The sequence below is a fragment of the Pseudomonas sp. P867 genome, assembly GCF_019891455.1.
Lineage (GTDB): Bacteria > Pseudomonadota > Gammaproteobacteria > Pseudomonadales > Pseudomonadaceae > Aquipseudomonas > Aquipseudomonas synxantha_A.
Window position 1 is genome coordinate 137,703 of record NZ_JAFLXB010000012.1, and the last position, 15,948, is coordinate 153,650.

Sequence of the window (15,948 nt, forward strand, 5' to 3'; positions counted from 1 at the left end):
CTGCATCCCTCTTTAGCGCAAGGCCTGGTCGAGGGTGGCACGCTTGGCGTTAAAGCTTGGATCGAAGCCATGGGAGACATCGATGCGGTTGGGCAGCAGCCCCTCTTTTACATACGTGTCGGCGGTGGCTTGCAGGCCGCTGATCACCGCGTCGTCAATCGCGACCGGCGACAGGTGAGTGTCCTTGGCCACTTCGATATGCACGGCCAGCGGCAAGCCGGTGATCCTGGCCTGGGCGGCGGCATACTCATCGGGGTGGGCGTTGGCCCAAGCGTAGGCGCGGTCAACCCGTGCGACAAAGTCGTCCAGTTGCGCGCGCTTGTCGGCAATGGCCTGGCCGGTCGCAGCGAAGTACAGGTGATTGCTCAGCACGTGTTTACCGCTGACCAGCACGCGAGCGTTGCTCTGTGAGGTGACCACGGTGGTGTACGGGTCCCAGGTGGCCCAGGCGTCTGCAGTGCCGTTGTCCAGCACCAGCCGCGATTCGGCAGGCAGCAGGAATATGAACTGCACATCCTGAGTGCTCAGGCCCGCATCGTTCAGGGCCCTGATCGCCAGGTAATGCCCGATGGAGCCGCGCCCGGTGACGATTTTTTTGCCTTTGAGATCGGCCGCGGTCTTGATCGGCGAGTCCTTGGGCACCAGCAGCGCGGTGGTGTTACGCCCTTGTGCATGGATGATGCTGATCACTTTGAGCGATGCGCCGGCGCCCAGGGCGAACACATAAGGAGCGTCACCGAGGGCGCCGACATCAACGGCGCCGGCATTCAGCGCTTCGCCCAAGGGCGAGGCCGAGGGGAATTCCGACCACTTGATTTCGTAGGGCACGTTGCGGGTTTCGCCAGAGGCTTGCAGCAGCGCCTTGATCGTGGATTTCTGGTTGGCCACGCGCAGCGGTTGCAGGTCGGCAGCCTGTACGCTGGACAGCAGGCCGAGGGCCAGGGCGGCGCCCAGTAGCAGGTGTTTGAAAGGGATGGCGTACAGCATGGGACACACTCCAGGCGTTGGATAAGGGGGATACCTCCACCTGGAGAAGGGGTCGGATAGGCGAAAACGATGCAGCAGCAGGTCAGATCACGTAGAAACCATGGGTGCCGTCGCGGGCCAGTTGCTCGACCAGGCCGAACTCCCAATCCAGGTAAGCCTGCATGGCTTCCCGTGGGTTGTCGGTGCCTTCGTAGGGGCGACGGTAGCGGTCGATACGCGGTGAGGCGAGGTGGGTTTCGCCTTCCTCCAGGGGCAGTTGCGCGGCGATCCAGGCGGCAGTGCCGTCCTGCAACACGAACACCTGCTGGCCGGTCAGCGCTTGCACCTCGGCCACCGCCAGACGTGCCAATTGGCTGCTGCCGCAGGTCAATACGTAGCGCTGGGCACGCGGCACCTTGGCCAGGGCCTGGGGCAGTTGCGCACGCAGCACCCACCAGGCACCGGGGATATGGCGTTTGACGTAATTGGCGCTCGCGGTGAAGTCCAGCACCACGGTGTCACCATGGCCCAGCCAGTCGGCGAGGGTGTGCGGGCTGATCAGTTCGGCCTGGGGTGGCGCAGGCACTGGCGCGACCCACCCGCCGCGTTCGCTGAAGTGCTCGGCTTGCAGGTCATCCAGCACATGCACTTGCCAACCCAACTGAGCCAGCCAGGAGGCGGACATATTGGCACGCACGCCGTCATCATCGACCAGCACCAGGCGCGCACCGCGTACGCTGGCGACGTGGTCGGTTTCCTGCACCAGTTGCCCGCCGGGTGTGGCGCGTGCCCCGGGCAGGTGCCCGGCTTCGAATTCTTCCGGGGTGCGCACATCGAACAGGTAGGTGGTGCGCGTCGTGTCCTGCTGCCAGTGGTGTAGATCGCCAAGGGTGGCGCGGCCGACACGGGCCTTGTCGGCAACGCGGCGTGCAGCCTCGGCGGCGGGTTGGCGATGTTCCTCTGGCGTTGGCGCGAAGCGGCGGGCTTGGCTGTGGGCAAGTGTTTGCCCGGCCAGGGTCCAGCCGATGGTGCCGTTGCGTAGCGCCGCGACCGGGTTGGGAAGGCCGGCATTGATCAACGACTGGGTACCAATAATGCTGCGGGTGCGCCCGGCGCAGTTGACGATAATGCGCGTGGCCGGGTCTGGCGCCAGTTCGCGGGCGCGCAAGACCAGCTCGGCACCCGGCACGCTGATACCGGTTGGAATACTCATGGTCTGGTATTCGTCGAAACGGCGGGCATCGAGCACCACCACATCGGCCTGGCTGTCGAGCAGGGCCTGGACTTCTTCGGCGGCCAGGGATGGCGTGTGGCGCTGGCTTTCCACCAGCTCGCCAAAGGCTTTGCTCGGCACGTTGACGTCGATAAACAGCTCGCCACCCGCGCGGCGCCACCCGTCCAGTCCCCCCTCAAGCAGGCTGACCTGGGTGTAGCCCAGCTCAAGTAGACGTTCGGCAGCGCGGCTGGCCAGCCCTTCACCGTTGTCATACAGGGTGACCTGGGTATCGCGGCGTGGAATGCGTGCGTACACCTCCAGTTCCAGCTTGGACAGCGGGATATTGGCGGCGAACAACGGGTGGGACTCGGCAAACGGCGCTTCTTCACGCACGTCGATCAACGCCAGCTCCTCACGGTCCAACAGGGCCTGACGAATCTGGGCAAAGCTGCGGGTCGATACGGTGGTCATAGGGCAGGGCTCTTTTCTTTGGACAGGTCCCAGATGTTCGGGAGCGTGGCGTTGGAATAACCGGAGATAAACAATTTTTCGCTGCCGTCGGGCTGGTACACCGCACGGCGTACCGCACCGATATTAGCGCCGTATACATGGATGCTGATGGACACCTGATCGCGGTGGGCATTGCTGACCTGATGGATATCGCCGATCTTGGGCGATACCGCCTCGACCTGGCCCGGCAGCAGCTGGACGGGTGAGCCTTGCGCCACCAGGCTGCCGTCGGGCGCACGTGCAAAGCCCTGGGAAAACTCAGCGCCCCGCAACATGCCGATCAGCCCCCACACCCGATGGTCATGAATCGGCGTGCTTTGCCCTGGGCCCCACACAAAACTGACCAGGCTGAAACGCTGGCGCGAATCGGCATGCAGCAAAAATTGCTGATAGCGCTCGGGATCGGGCTGGGCGAACTCGTCGGGGAGCCAGTCATCATGGCTGACCAGTTGCGCCAGCAGCTTGCCGCCGCGGTGCAGCAGGTCGCCTTCACGTGGGTTGGCGTCGATCAATTCCGCCAGGGCGCCTATGAAGGCTCTGAGTCTCTCGGGGTGTCGGGCCTGGGGCATGACCATTCCATCGTGCTGTTGTGATGGGTTTATATAAGCATAATGTTTATAGTTAATATGCTATTTTTTAATGATTAGCTTATAGCCACAGGTAATTTAGAACCGCCGTGAATAGCGTTAGACGTTATCGATCCCAAGGTGGGCTATCCAGAGCGGTGTGCGACAACTATGCTTCACGCACATCTTAATGACTGATCTCTATGTGCGGCCCAAATGAAAATTGACGATATCGATGCCTTTGTCGAAGTGATTCGTTGCCAGTCCATCAGCCATGCCGCCGAGTCGTTGCAACTGACCCAGCCGGCTATTACCCGCCGTGTGCAGAACTTTGAGCAGGCGCTGGGGGTGGAGCTGTTCGACCGCAACACCAAACCCCTCAAGCCGACGCTGATCGGCACCCGCGTCTATGAACAATGCCGGCTGATCTTGCGTGAGATGGATGCCCTGCGCGAACTGGTGGCCACCGATGCACCGCCCACCGGCGTGTTACGCCTGGGCGTCCCGCAAACCATTGGCGATGTGGTGTTGCTGGATGCGCTCAAGCACCTGCGCACTGAATACGCCGACCTGCGCGCCCAGGTTGCCACCGGCTGGGGCAGCCAATTGGTCGGCAAGATCGAACGCGGCGAACTGGATGCGGCGGTGGCGTTGTTCCCGGCGGGCAAGATTTTCCCGGACAACGTTGTCGGCGAGTCCATCGGCAAGATGGAACTGGTGGTGGTCTGTGCCAAGGCGCAGCTGCCGAAGAAGCCTTGCAAGCTGGCGGACGTGTACCAGAACGGCTGGATCCTCAACCCGGATGGTTGCGGCTTCCGTGCCGGGTTGCAGCGCACCTTGTCGGACCAGGGCCTGGCGTTGCGGGTCAACCTGGAAACCTTCGGCACCGAGTTGCAACTGGGCCTGGTGGCGGATGGGCTGGGCCTTGGCCTGGTGCCACGTCCGTTGCTGGAACGCAGCGCTCAGCGTGAGCACCTGGCAGTGATGCCGCTCAAGGATTTCAAACCGGTGATGGATTTGTGGCTGATCTATCCGCACTTTCTCGGCAACCTGCAAGGGCCGGTGGATGCGTTCGGGCAATGGGTGGCGGCTTCTTTGCATAAGGTTCGCGAAGTGGCGTGATATGAAAAAAAATAATAATTAGCTTAGATTAAAATGTGCTTTTTATTATTTTTTTGCTTCCCCTAGGCTGGCCTGACGTCCTTAAGGCCATCCAGGAAGTTTTGTTATGAGCAGCGTCACCTCGCTATCGAGTGTTTCCAATACTGTCCGCCAACGTGTTACGCCAGAGGAATGGGAGGTGCGTGTCAAACTGGCCGCCGCCTATCGCCTGGCGGCCCTGTACAAGTGGACCGACCATATCTATACCCATTTCTCGGCCCGTGTGCCGGGGCCCGATGAGCATTTCCTGATTAACGCCTTTGGGCTGTTGTTCGATGAAATCACTGCGTCCAACCTGGTTAAGGTCGATCTGGACGGCACTCTCGTCGATGACCCTACGGGCCTTGGCATCAACTACGCCGGTTATGTGATCCACAGTGCCATTCACGGCGCGCGCCACGATTTGCAAGCGGTGCTGCACACCCATACCCGCGACGGCATTGCCGTGTCGGCGCAGAAGGGCGGCTTGCTGCCGATCTCCCAGCACGCCATTGCGTTCTCAGGGCGCGTGGCCTACCACGGCTATGAAGGCGTGGCCCTGGACCTGGACGAGCGCGAGCGGCTGGTCGCGGATTTGGGCGACAAGAGCGTGATGATCCTGCGTAACCATGGCTTGTTGACGGCGGGTGTCAGCGTTGAGCACGCCTTTCAGCAACTGCAAGGCCTGGAGCGCGCGTGCAATATCCAGATTGCTGCGCAGGCGGCGGGGAATGCCGAGTTGGTTTTCCCGCCCGCAGAGGTGGTAGCCAAGGTCGAGCAGCAGGCCAAGGTGTTCAGCAATGGGGAAGGGCCGGGCGTGGCACGGCATTGGAATGCGCTGGTACGCCAGTTGGAGCGCACTGATACTGACTACAAGAACTGATCCTGAGTGCGCAGCAAATCAAATGTGGGAGGGAGCAAGCCCCCCCCACATTGTTCTTAAGCCACTTGCTGGGCCTGTTCCCTCTCTGCGACCAACTGGCGGGTGAGGGGAATCAACTTCTTGCCATAGTCGATCGCATCATTGAGCGGATCAAACCCGCGAATCAGGAAAGTGGTAATCCCCAGGTCGTAGTAATCCAACAGTGCCTCTGCAACTTGTTCTGCGGTGCCCACCAACGAAGTGGAGTTGCCCTGTGCCCCGAGCAACCCGGCGATCCCGGTCCACAAACGCTTATCCAGCCGCGACCCCTGTGCCGCCGCCGCCAGCAACCGCCGCGAGCCTTCATTCGGCGGTTCACGGCGCACAAAGCCATGCTGCTCGGCCAGTGCTGTGGCCTGCTGCAGAATCTGCTCGGCACGTTGCCACGCCAGTTCCTCGGTCTCGGCGAGGATCGGCCGTAGAGACAAACTGAAGCGAATCGTACGCCCATGCCTGGCCGCTTCTGCCCGCACCTGGGTCACCACTTCGCGTACCTGTTCATAGGTCTCCCCCCACAGCGCATACACATCCGCGTGCTTGCCGGCCACTGCGATCGCAGCAGCTGAGGAACCGCCAAAGTACAGTGGAATATGCGGTTGTTGCGGCGACTTCACCGTGGAGTGCGCGCCTTGCACTTGGTAGTACGTGCCGGTGAAGTCGAAGGGATGCTCGCTGGTCCATTCCTGGCGCACCACGCTCAGGTACTCGTCGGTGCGCGCATAGCGTTCATCCTTGCCGATATGACTGCCATCGGCACGCAGTTCGTTGTCATCGCCACCGGTGATGATGTGCACGGCGGTACGCCCTCCGTTGAACACATCCAGCGTGGCGAACTGGCGGGCAGCCAGGGTGGGCTGGGCAAAGCCCGGGCGGTGGGCGATAAGAAATTGCAGTCGGGTGGTGACGCTGGCCGCATGGGCCGCGATCAACGTGCTGTCCGGGCTGTTGGAATGGAATGCCACCAGGGCGCGGTCGAACCCCGCCGTTTCGTGGGCACGGGCGACGCTTTCAACGTAGTCCGGTTGCAGAGTCGGGCCGCTGCGCGGGTGGATTTCCGAGGCGTGATGGCCGCCGATATAGCCGATGAATTCGATGCTCATGGTCAGGTCCTTGTCGAGGTCGGTAAACAAGCCTCCACCGGGCAGGGGGTCGGTCCGTCGCATGAAAGTAGGGCTCACGGGCGAATCTGTAAAATGCCGATTGGTTCTAACCTAATTATAAAATTAAAGAATAATTATGATTGATTATTATAGAAGCTGTTTTTTGGCTTCGATCTCAAATGGAGAGCGTTTATAGATAAGGCCTCTAAAAAACTGTTCTCGGACGTGGCGCATTTCTAATGCCTCGCCTTGGCTCGACAGCGCCTGCAAATGAACTACCTTGAGTGACGAGCCCTCCCAATCGGTACTCAAGTATGCGCACGTTATGGACGCGATATCTGGCGTTGCTGGACAACGACCTGAGCACACAGATCTTCGACAACGTAAAGAACCTGCTGGTGTGCGCGCTGTTGTTCGCAGCGGGGACCAATACGCTGGTGGGGCAACAGGAGTTGTTTATCGGGGTGTTCGCCTCCAACGTCGCCGGTTGGGGGTTGATTATCCTGTCGACGCTGTTGATGTTGCTGAACGTCAGTGACGGCATTCGAAGGCTGGCCAAGTTGCGCTATCACCTGGCGCTACAACTGTTGTTGATCCTGGTGTACGTGGTGGTTGCCGAGCGGGTGGTAGAGATTGTGTGGGGCTTCCGCGCCCATTGACGTATCCTGCGCGCCTGGTTTTTCACTGATTCAAACAAAGATGACAGGACAAGATATGCAGGCGCTGCTCGAGTCGATTCTCGACGAAGTGCGCCCCCTGATCGGCCTCGGCAAAGTGGCCGACTACATCCCTGCGCTGGCCGACGTGCCCGCCGACCAACTGGGCATTGCGGTCTACGGCAACGATGGCACGGCTTACAGCGCCGGTGATGCCGACACACTGTTCTCGGTGCAAAGCATCTCCAAGGTCTTCAGCCTGGTGCAGGCCATCGATCACGGCGGCGAAAGCATCTGGGAACGCCTGGGCCATGAGCCCTCAGGGCAACCGTTCAACTCCATGGTGCAACTGGAATTCGAACGCGGCCGCCCGCGCAATCCGTTTATCAATGCCGGCGCTCTGGTGATCTGCGACATCAACCAATCGCGCTTTGCGGTGCCGATTTTGTCAATGCGCGACTTTGTACGGCGCCTGTCGGGCAACCCGCAGATCCTGGTCAATAGCGTGGTCGCCGAATCCGAAGCCCAGCACGGTGCGCGCAATGCGGCCATGGCCTACCTGATGAAATCCTTCGGCAACTTCCATAACGATGTGGACGCGGTGCTGCACAGCTACTTCAACTATTGCGCGCTGCAGATGAGCTGCCTGGACTTGGCCCGGGCCTTCAGTTTCTTGGCCAATGAAGGCGTGAGTGCCCACAGTGGCGAGCAGATTTTGACAGCGCGCCAGACCAAGCAGGTCAACTCGATCATGGCCACCAGCGGGCTGTATGACGAGGCGGGCAATTTTGCCTATCGCGTTGGGTTGCCGGGCAAGAGCGGGGTAGGCGGGGGGATCGTCGCGGTGGTACCGGGGCAGTTTACGGTGTGCGTGTGGTCGCCGGAGTTGAACGCGGCAGGGAACTCGCTGGCGGGGATGAAGGCGTTGGAATTGTTGAGTGAGCGGATTGGGTGGTCGGTGTTCTAGGGGCGAGTGGAACGCTGATCAACAGGCGCTATAAAAACACAATGTGGGAGGGGGCTTGCTCCCGATAGCCGTGTGTCAGATATAAATTAATTGACTGACGCACCGCTATCGGGAGCAAGCCCCCTCCCACATTTGCATCTTCAGTGTTCTGGGGAGTGGTGTACGGCCTGGCTTTATGCGGCGGGGCAGGCTTCACCAAGACTTTGTCTACCAGCAACTGCGCGCCTTCAGCATCCGGCAGATGCCCAGCGTTCATCCAGGCTGCCTGCGTCATCCTTGACGATCTTCGCGAGCAAACTCGCTCCTGCAGGAATCTAGCGACGTGGCTTTTTGAGGCGCGGCACAATCATGCCCACCTCACGCCTGTAGCGTCGATACCGCTCACCAAACAGCTGCACCAGATCCCTTTCTTCGAAACGGGCACCCACGAACAAATAAACCGACATCCCCAGCGCAAACAACAGATGGCCTGCCGTCATATGCGGGGTTGCCCAGAAAGCGATCAAAAATCCCAGGTACATCGGGTGACGCACGACACGGTAGAACAGCGGCGTTTTAAATATCGCCGCCTTTTGTGGGGTGTTTCGCCAATGATCAACGGCCTGTTTTAACCCGAACAGCTCGAAGTGACTGATCAGGAAGGTTGCCAGCAACACCATGCCCCAGCCCAGCCAGAACACACCTGACAACAGTGCCTTGGCCCAAGCCGCTTCAACCTCCCAGACGGTGTATGGAATGGGTTGCCACAGCCAGAACATCAACCCAAGCACCAGGCTGCTGAGCAGCACATAGGTGGAACGTTCAGCCACGGGGGGAATGAGTGTGGTCATTGTATTCTTGAAGCTTCTACGTGCCATGAGGCTATGCTGGGCAGCGAACAGAATCATCAGCAGGCCGTTACTCAGCGCTGCAAGCGGCCAGTTGACAGGTTGCCCATCGTTAATGGCTTTGGGCACCAGCACGCTACCAGTGAAGCCTATAAGGTATAAAAACACGGTCAGGAAAATCAGATAGCAGGCAATGCTGTAGAGCAGCCAGGCCAGATGTACCGTGAGGTCGTTGGTTTGTTTTTGCGGACTCATGACGATTCCTTTCGCACATGGTGAGGGGATAAGTGAGTCAGACTAGTGGAATTTGTGCGGCCCTTAACCTGTGAGAATTGACAGTTGCTTAGATGGATTGGCGATTATCTTGGGTGGATTGTGGTGTGCTTGCCCAAACAAAAAATGCGCCCCTGGGGGCGCATTTTTTGTCAGTCAGCAATCACCTATTCAGGCAATCGCATCCCAAGCCCGATCACCGTTCTCGTCCTTGATCCGAGTCGGTAAGCCCATCACGTCCAGCGCTTTCAGGAACGGCTCAGCCGGCAGTTCCTCGACGTTGGCCATGTGCTTCACATCCCATTCACCACGCGCAACCAGCAGCGCTGCGGCTACCGGTGGTACGCCTGCGGTGTAGGAGATGCCCTGGCTGTCGGTCTCGGCAAAGGCTTCTTCATGGCAGGCCACGTTGTAGATGAACATCTCGCGTGGTTGGCCGCCTTTGGTGCCTTTGACCAGGTCGCCGATGCATGTCTTGCCGGTGTAGCCCGGGGCAAGCGATGACGGGTCGGGCAGCACGGCCTTGACCACTTTCAACGGCACCACTTCCAGGCCTTCGGCGGTCTTGACCGGTTTTTCCGAGAGCAGGCCGAGGTTTTTCAGCACGGTGAACACGTTGATGTAGTGCTCGCCAAAGCTCATCCAGAACCGCACGTTGGGCACGTCGAGGTTTTTCGACAGCGAGTGCACTTCATCGTGGCCGGTGAGGTAGAGGTTTTGCGAGCCGACTACCGGCAGGTCGTCGGTACGTTTGACTTCGAACATGGTGTTGCTGGTCCACTGGCTGTTCTGCCAGCTCCACACCTGCCCGGTGAATTCGCGGAAGTTGATTTCCGGATCGAAATTGGTGGCGAAGTATTTGCCATGGGAGCCGGCATTGACGTCGAGAATGTCGATCGAATCAATGCGGTCGAAATGCTGTTGCTGCGCCAGCGCGGCGTACGCGTTGACGACACCCGGGTCGAAGCCCACGCCAAGGATGGCGGTGATGTTCTTCTGTTTGCATTCTTCCAGGTGATTCCATTCGTAGTTGCCGTACCACGGCGGGGTCTCGCAGACCTTGCCCGGCTCTTCGTGGATGGCGGTGTCGAGGTAGGCAACGCCCGTGTCGATGCAGGCACGCAGCACCGACATGTTGAGGAACGCGGAACCTACGTTGATGACGATCTGCGACTCGGTCTCGCGGATCAGGGCCTTGGTCGCTTGCACGTCCAGGGCGTTCAGCGCAAAGGCCTGGATATCGGCGGGTACCTTGAGGCTACCCTTGGCCTTGACGCTGTCGATGATGGCCTGGCATTTGGAGATGTTGCGCGACGCGATAGCAATACGACCGAGTTCGTCGTTGTGCTGCGCGCACTTGTGGGCCACCACCTTGGCGACACCTCCTGCACCAATGATAAGAACGTTCTTTTTCAATTGCTTTATTTCTCCTATATCCGCCAGCTTAGGAAAGGCTGGACAGGTAGTCGTCGTAACCAAATTCACGAACCACCTCGACTGTACCGTCGAGTTGTTTCACTACGATGGACGGCATTTTCAGGCCGTTGAACCAATTTTTCTTGACCATGGTGTAGCCCGCGGTGTCGATGAACGACAGCCGATCGCCGATGGCCAGCGGACGATCAAATTGATACTCGCCGAAGATGTCCCCGGCCAGGCAGGATTTGCCGCACACCATGTAGGTATGTTCGCCCTCGCTCGGCGCCAGCTTGGCGTTGAGGCGATAGATCAGCAGGTCCAGCAGGTGGGCTTCGATGGAGCTGTCTACCACGGCGAGGTTCTTGCCGTTGTAGAGGGTGTCGAGCACGGTGACTTCCAGGGAGGCGCTATTAGTGATCGCTGCTTCGCCGGGTTCCAGGTACACCTGCACGCCGTACTTCTCGGAAAACGCCTTCAAGCGCGCGCAGAACGCGTCCAGCGCATAGCCTTCACCGGTGAAATGGATGCCGCCGCCGAGGCTGACCCATTTGACCTTGTGCAGCAGCTCACCGAAGCGTTCCTCGATGGTGCCGAGCATCTTGTCGAACAGGCTGAAGTCGCCGTTCTCGCAGTTGTTGTGGAACATGAAGCCGGAGATCTGATCGATCACGGCATCGATCTTCACCGGGTCCCACTCGCCCAGGCGACTGAACGGGCGCGCAGGGTCGGCCAGCAGGTAATCGGAGCTGCTCACCTGCGGGTTTACGCGCAGGCCACGGGTCTTGCCTTCGCTGCGCTCGGCAAAGCGCTGCAGCTGGCTGATGGAGTTGAAGATGATCTTGTCGCAGTTCTCGAGCATCTCTTCGATTTCATCGTCGGCCCAGGCCACGCTGTAGGCGTGCGCTTCACCTTCGAACTTCTGGCGACCGAGCTTCAACTCGTACAGCGACGACGAGGTGGTGCCGTCCATGTATTGCTGCATCAAGTCGAACACCGACCAGGTGGCAAAACACTTGAGCGCCAGCAGAGCCTTGGCGCCGGACTGCTCGCGCACGTAGGCAATCTTCTGCATGTTGACCAGAAGCTTCTGTTTATCGATGAGGTAGTACGGCGTTTTGATCATTTTTGAGAGCCTGCGGCGGTGCCTGCCAAAAAAGGACACGCATTGTGCCCGCACTTGGGGCAGATCGAAAGGTTAGCGGGCGGAAATTGCGCGCTTGCGTTTAAGCATACGGAACGAGTGTGACCGTTCGTTAGGATGACGGTAATAACTGCCAGTGCGGTTATGGGCAATGCGCAGTCGTACGAACATGAATGGATCTTGTGATGATCTAGAATTAAATGAGTTTGTCTCACTATTGCCGACTGCCGACAATGAGCGCCATAAACATCGACATTGGAGCTTTACGTCATGGCAGTCGCTCATTCCCTCGGATTTCCGCGCATTGGACGCGATCGTGAACTGAAAAAAGCGCAGGAAGCGTTCTGGAAAGGCGAGCTCGACGAAGCCGGCCTGCGCGCCGTTGGCCGTGACCTGCGCAAGACCCACTGGGCGCTGCAAAAACAGGCTGGTATTGAACTGCTGCCTGCTGGTGATTTCGCCTGGTACGACCAGGTGCTGACTCACTCGCTGATGTTTGGCGTGATCCCCGAGCGTTTCCGCCCGGCCGATGGCCACGCCACGTTGCACACCTTGTTCGCCATGGCTCGCGGCGTCAGTGACAACTGCTGCGGCGGTGCTCACGCCCAGGAGATGACCAAGTGGTTTGATACCAACTATCACTATTTGGTGCCGGAGTTCAGCGCCGATCAGCAGTTCCACCTGGGTTGGGATCAACTGTTCGAAGAGGTCAAGGAAGCCCGTGACCTGGGCCACACCGTCAAGCCTGTCGTCATTGGCCCACTGACCTACCTGTGGCTGGGCAAGGCCAAGGGCGACGCTTTTGACAAGCTTGATCTGCTTGAGCGCTTGCTGCCGCTGTACGGGCAAATCTTCCAGCGCCTGGCGGACCTGGGCGTTGAGTGGGTGCAGATTGATGAGCCGATCCTGGTGCTCGACTTGCCGCAGGACTGGAAGAACGCGTTTGAGCGTGCCTATAACCTGATCCAGCGGGACCCGCTGAAAAAACTGGTGGCTACCTACTTCGGTGGCCTGGAAGAAAATCTCGGCCTGGCGGCCAACTTGCCGGTGGATGGCCTGCACATCGATCTGGTGAGAGCACCGGAACAGTACCCGACCATCCTGGATCGCTTGCCGGCCTATAAGGTGTTGTCCCTGGGCGTGGTCAATGGCCGCAACGTGTGGCGTTGCGACCTGGAGAAGGCCCTGGCCACGTTGCAGCATGCCCATGAGAAGCTCGGCGATCGCCTGTGGGTCGCGCCGTCCTGCTCGTTACTGCACAGCCCGGTCGACCTGGGCCGTGAAGACAAGTTGGATGCCGAGTTGAAAAGCTGGCTGGCCTTTGCCGTGCAAAAGTGCGAAGAAGTGGCGCTGCTGGCCCAGGCTGTCGACCAGCCCGAGGCACCCGCTGTACTTGCCGCCCTGGCTGAAAGCCGTGCCGTACAGGTTGCTCGCCAGGCATCGACACGGATCCACAAGCCTGCCGTACAAGCCCGCGTCGCCGCCATCACCGAGCAGGACAGCCAGCGCCAATCGCCGTTTGCCCAGCGTATCGAGAAGCAGCGCGCCGGCCTGAACCTGCCACTGTTGCCGACCACCACCATCGGTTCGTTCCCGCAGACCGCGTCGATCCGCCTGGCGCGCCAGTCGTACAAGGCTGGCAAGTTGAGCGAAGCCGAATACGTCGAAGCCATGCACAGCGAGGTCAAGCACGCTGTCCAGGTGCAGGAAAACCTCGGCCTGGATGTGCTGGTGCACGGTGAGGCCGAGCGTAACGACATGGTCGAGTACTTCGCCGAACAACTGGATGGCTACGCGTTCACTCGTTTCGGCTGGGTGCAGAGCTACGGTTCTCGTTGCGTGAAGCCGGCAGTGATCTTCGGTGACCTGAGCCGACCGAAAGCCATGACCGTGGAGTGGATCCGCTACGCCCAGGGGCTGACCGACAAGGTATTGAAGGGCATGTTGACCGGCCCGGTAACGATGCTGATGTGGTCGTTCCCACGGGAAGATGTGAGCCGCGAAGTGCAGGCCCGGCAACTGGCCCTGGCGATTCGTGACGAAGTGGTGGACCTGGAAGCCGCTGGCATCAAGATCGTGCAGATCGACGAAGCCGCGTTCCGCGAAGGGTTGCCGTTACGCCAGGCGCAGTGGCAACACTACCTGGACTGGGCTACTGAAGTGTTCCGCCTGTGCGCCTGCGGTGTGCGCGATGAAACCCAGATCCACACTCACATGTGCTACAGCGAGTTCAACGATGTGATCGAGTCGATCGCGGCGATGGATGCCGATGTGATTACCATCGAAACGTCGCGTTCGGACATGGAGTTGCTTGATGCCTTTGAAGCCTTTGACTACCCGAACGACATCGGCCCCGGTGTGTATGACATCCACTCGCCACGGGTGCCGGATGTATCGCAGATGGCTAACTTGCTGCGCAAGGCCGCCAAGCGGATTCCGGCAGAGCGTTTGTGGGTCAACCCCGATTGCGGCTTGAAGACCCGCGGTTGGCCGGAGACGGAGGCGGCGCTCATTCACATGGTCACCGCCGCCCGCCAACTGCGCGCCGAATTGGCCTGATATTGTCTGCAAGTGTGGGAGGGGGCTTGCCCCCGTGGCGGCCTGACAGCCGAAGCATCTCTACCTGACACCCCAGGATCTAAATGTGGGAGGGGGCTTGCTCCCGATGGCGGCCTGACAGCCGACCAGGATGTTGGATCAGACCGAGTACATATCCATTCCTGCGGTAACGGCTGATATTGGTTCCGCTTTTACAGCGGCTCACTTTTGAAAAGCGCAAAAGTACCCAAACGCTCTTGCCCCACCACTCGGCACCTCGCTTCGGCTCGGTGTACCCGTAATCCGACACTGATTTGGGGGGGCGCCTAAGATCAAGATCAAAAGCAGATCAAGAGCGGCTCGCTTCGCATCGTGGTTACGGTCGGCAGCTACAAAGTTGTGTAGATACCTATGCCCCGATAGCGGTAGTTCAGCCAAGGAATTGGATACTGATCCACCGCTATCGGGAGCAAGCCTCCTCCCACATTTTGAGCCGCGTCAGGTCAGAGGTACTTGAGCCAGGCGATATCGCGCCGGCGCGCTTTGAGCCCGGCAAACCAACGTACCGGCGGGTATAGCACCAGCGGCAACACCAAAGCTGTCAGCCACACCGCACCGATGCTGTCGAAGCCGAAATAGTTGCCGTGGTTGAGCCCAAGCCACGCCACACAGGCGACATACAGTACCTTCAACACATACAGATGCAGTAGATAAAAGAACATCGGCGCTGCGCCAAACACCGCCAGCACGCCAATCCAGCGCTTATGCCCAGCGCGTTCGAATGCCAGCAACAGCAACAACCCAACCCCCAACGTCAACGCCAGGAACAACAGCGACGGCGGGTACTTGGTGATGTTGAAGAAGCTCATCAGGGTCTGCACGCCATTGTCATACACGTACCAAGGCTGCTCGCCGTAGCCATTGACTGCCCGCAGCAGCACAAAACCCATTAATGCCGCCACGCCCGCGATCAGCAAATGACGCTGACGCACAGCCGGTAGTGCGGTAGCGGCAAACCATGGCCCGAATCCATAACCCAGGGCGATCACACCGATCCACGGCAGCACCGGATAAGTCACGCGCAGACGCAGGTTTTCCGACGCCTCGATCCAGCTGCGCTCATGCAGGATTGACCAGCCACTCTGCAACGCCGAATTCTGGGCAAAGTGCACTCCGTCGAGCAGGTTATGCCCGGCGATGATCACTAGCGCCAAGCTGATCAGCAGCGGGCGCGGCAACCACACCAGTGCTGCGAGGGCGATCATGCTCACGCCGATGGCCCAGATCACTTGCATATAGATCACACTGGGCGGCAACTGGAAGGTCCACGCGAAGTTGACCAAGGTGAATTCCAGCACCACCAGAAACAGCCCACGTTTGAACAAAAAGGCCGACACATCGCGTCGCCCCTGATACTTCTGGCCGTACAGCCACGCCGACAATCCAGTGAGCAACACAAATACCGGCGCGCAGAGATGGGCGAGGGTGCGGCTGACAAACAGCGCAGGCTCGGTGCTGTCGATGCTCATGGGGTCGCTGACCTGGCGATGCAACAGGAAGGTTTCACGCACGTGGTCCAGTAGCATGAACAGGATCACCAGGCCGCGCAGGGCGTCGATGGACTGCAGGCGTTGGCGTAAGGTAGTAGCGTCAGTCATAAGTGGGAATCACAAGCGGGCAAATAATTGACGTTATCCTATAACATTT

General features: G+C 59.5%; 13 protein-coding genes. 5 read left to right on the plus strand and 8 right to left on the minus strand.

Annotated features, from left to right (window positions below; genetic code table 11):
- Positions 1–12 precede the first annotated feature (12 nt).
- The 3 genes from J1G33_RS20975 to J1G33_RS20985 all read right to left on the minus strand — a co-directional run bounded on the left by J1G33_RS20975 (position 13) and on the right by J1G33_RS20985 (position 3,261).
- Entirely contained in the window at positions 13–987 is a 975-nt protein-coding gene (locus tag J1G33_RS20975) for an ABC transporter substrate-binding protein (RefSeq protein ID WP_223018676.1), read from the minus strand.
- Positions 988–1,069: 82 nt separating this feature from the next.
- Entirely contained in the window at positions 1,070–2,653 is a 1,584-nt protein-coding gene (locus J1G33_RS20980) for a rhodanese-related sulfurtransferase (protein WP_103734399.1), read from the minus strand.
- A complete protein-coding gene (locus J1G33_RS20985) occupies positions 2,650–3,261 on the minus strand; it encodes a cysteine dioxygenase (RefSeq protein WP_078821119.1) in 612 nt (203 codons plus the stop codon). The genes J1G33_RS20980 and J1G33_RS20985 overlap by 4 nt, the downstream gene beginning before the upstream one ends.
- Before the next feature lie 213 nt (positions 3,262–3,474).
- On the opposite strand from J1G33_RS20985, the gene J1G33_RS20990 reads away from it, so the two are divergent.
- Together J1G33_RS20990 and J1G33_RS20995 are read left to right on the plus strand one after the other, a co-directional pair.
- Positions 3,475–4,380 carry a LysR family transcriptional regulator gene (locus tag J1G33_RS20990; RefSeq protein ID WP_032876242.1) on the plus strand — a complete coding sequence of 302 codons (906 nt, stop codon included), beginning with the start codon at positions 3,475–3,477 and terminating at the stop codon, positions 4,378–4,380.
- Positions 4,381–4,486: 106 nt separating this feature from the next.
- Positions 4,487–5,281: a class II aldolase/adducin family protein gene (locus J1G33_RS20995; protein WP_005787679.1), complete on the plus strand. Its 795-nt coding sequence runs from the start codon at positions 4,487–4,489 to the stop codon at positions 5,279–5,281.
- Between the two features lie 56 nt (positions 5,282–5,337).
- Here the strand turns inward: J1G33_RS20995 and J1G33_RS21000 are convergent, their stop codons facing one another.
- A complete protein-coding gene (locus J1G33_RS21000; RefSeq protein WP_032880982.1) occupies positions 5,338–6,420 on the minus strand; it encodes an LLM class flavin-dependent oxidoreductase in 1,083 nt (360 codons plus the stop codon).
- 314 nt (positions 6,421–6,734) lie between these two features.
- Here J1G33_RS21000 and J1G33_RS21005 point away from each other — a divergent pair, with 314 nt between their 5' ends.
- On the plus strand, positions 6,735–7,079 hold the full coding sequence (locus J1G33_RS21005; RefSeq protein WP_032876239.1) for a hypothetical protein: 345 nt from the start codon (positions 6,735–6,737) through the stop codon (positions 7,077–7,079).
- A 55-nt stretch (positions 7,080–7,134) separates the two neighbouring features.
- On the plus strand, positions 7,135–8,043 hold the full coding sequence (glsB, locus tag J1G33_RS21010; protein ID WP_103734397.1) for a glutaminase B: 909 nt from the start codon (positions 7,135–7,137) through the stop codon (positions 8,041–8,043).
- 314 nt (positions 8,044–8,357) lie between these two features.
- On the opposite strand, the gene mddA is transcribed toward glsB, so the two are convergent.
- From mddA to J1G33_RS21025, 3 genes are all read right to left on the minus strand, one after another.
- Positions 8,358–9,125, minus strand: a complete 768-nt coding sequence (gene mddA, locus J1G33_RS21015; protein WP_078821123.1) for a methanethiol S-methyltransferase — start codon at positions 9,123–9,125, stop codon at positions 8,358–8,360.
- A 189-nt stretch (positions 9,126–9,314) separates the two neighbouring features.
- Positions 9,315–10,559: a saccharopine dehydrogenase family protein gene (locus tag J1G33_RS21020; RefSeq protein WP_103734395.1), complete on the minus strand. Its 1,245-nt coding sequence runs from the start codon at positions 10,557–10,559 to the stop codon at positions 9,315–9,317.
- Between the two features lie 28 nt (positions 10,560–10,587).
- Complete coding sequence (locus J1G33_RS21025; RefSeq protein ID WP_103734394.1) at positions 10,588–11,685, minus strand: carboxynorspermidine decarboxylase; 1,098 nt, start codon at positions 11,683–11,685, stop codon at positions 10,588–10,590.
- A 288-nt stretch (positions 11,686–11,973) separates the two neighbouring features.
- Between J1G33_RS21025 and metE the strand changes: the two genes are divergently transcribed.
- A complete protein-coding gene (gene metE, locus J1G33_RS21030) occupies positions 11,974–14,262 on the plus strand; it encodes a 5-methyltetrahydropteroyltriglutamate--homocysteine S-methyltransferase (RefSeq protein WP_223018677.1) in 2,289 nt (762 codons plus the stop codon).
- Between the two features lie 482 nt (positions 14,263–14,744).
- Here metE and J1G33_RS21035 read toward each other — a convergent pair whose 3' ends face one another.
- The gene (locus J1G33_RS21035; protein WP_223018678.1) at positions 14,745–15,899 is read right to left on the minus strand and encodes a DUF1624 domain-containing protein; all 1,155 of its coding nucleotides are present in this window, start codon (positions 15,897–15,899) and stop codon (positions 14,745–14,747) included.
- Positions 15,900–15,948 lie beyond the last annotated feature (49 nt).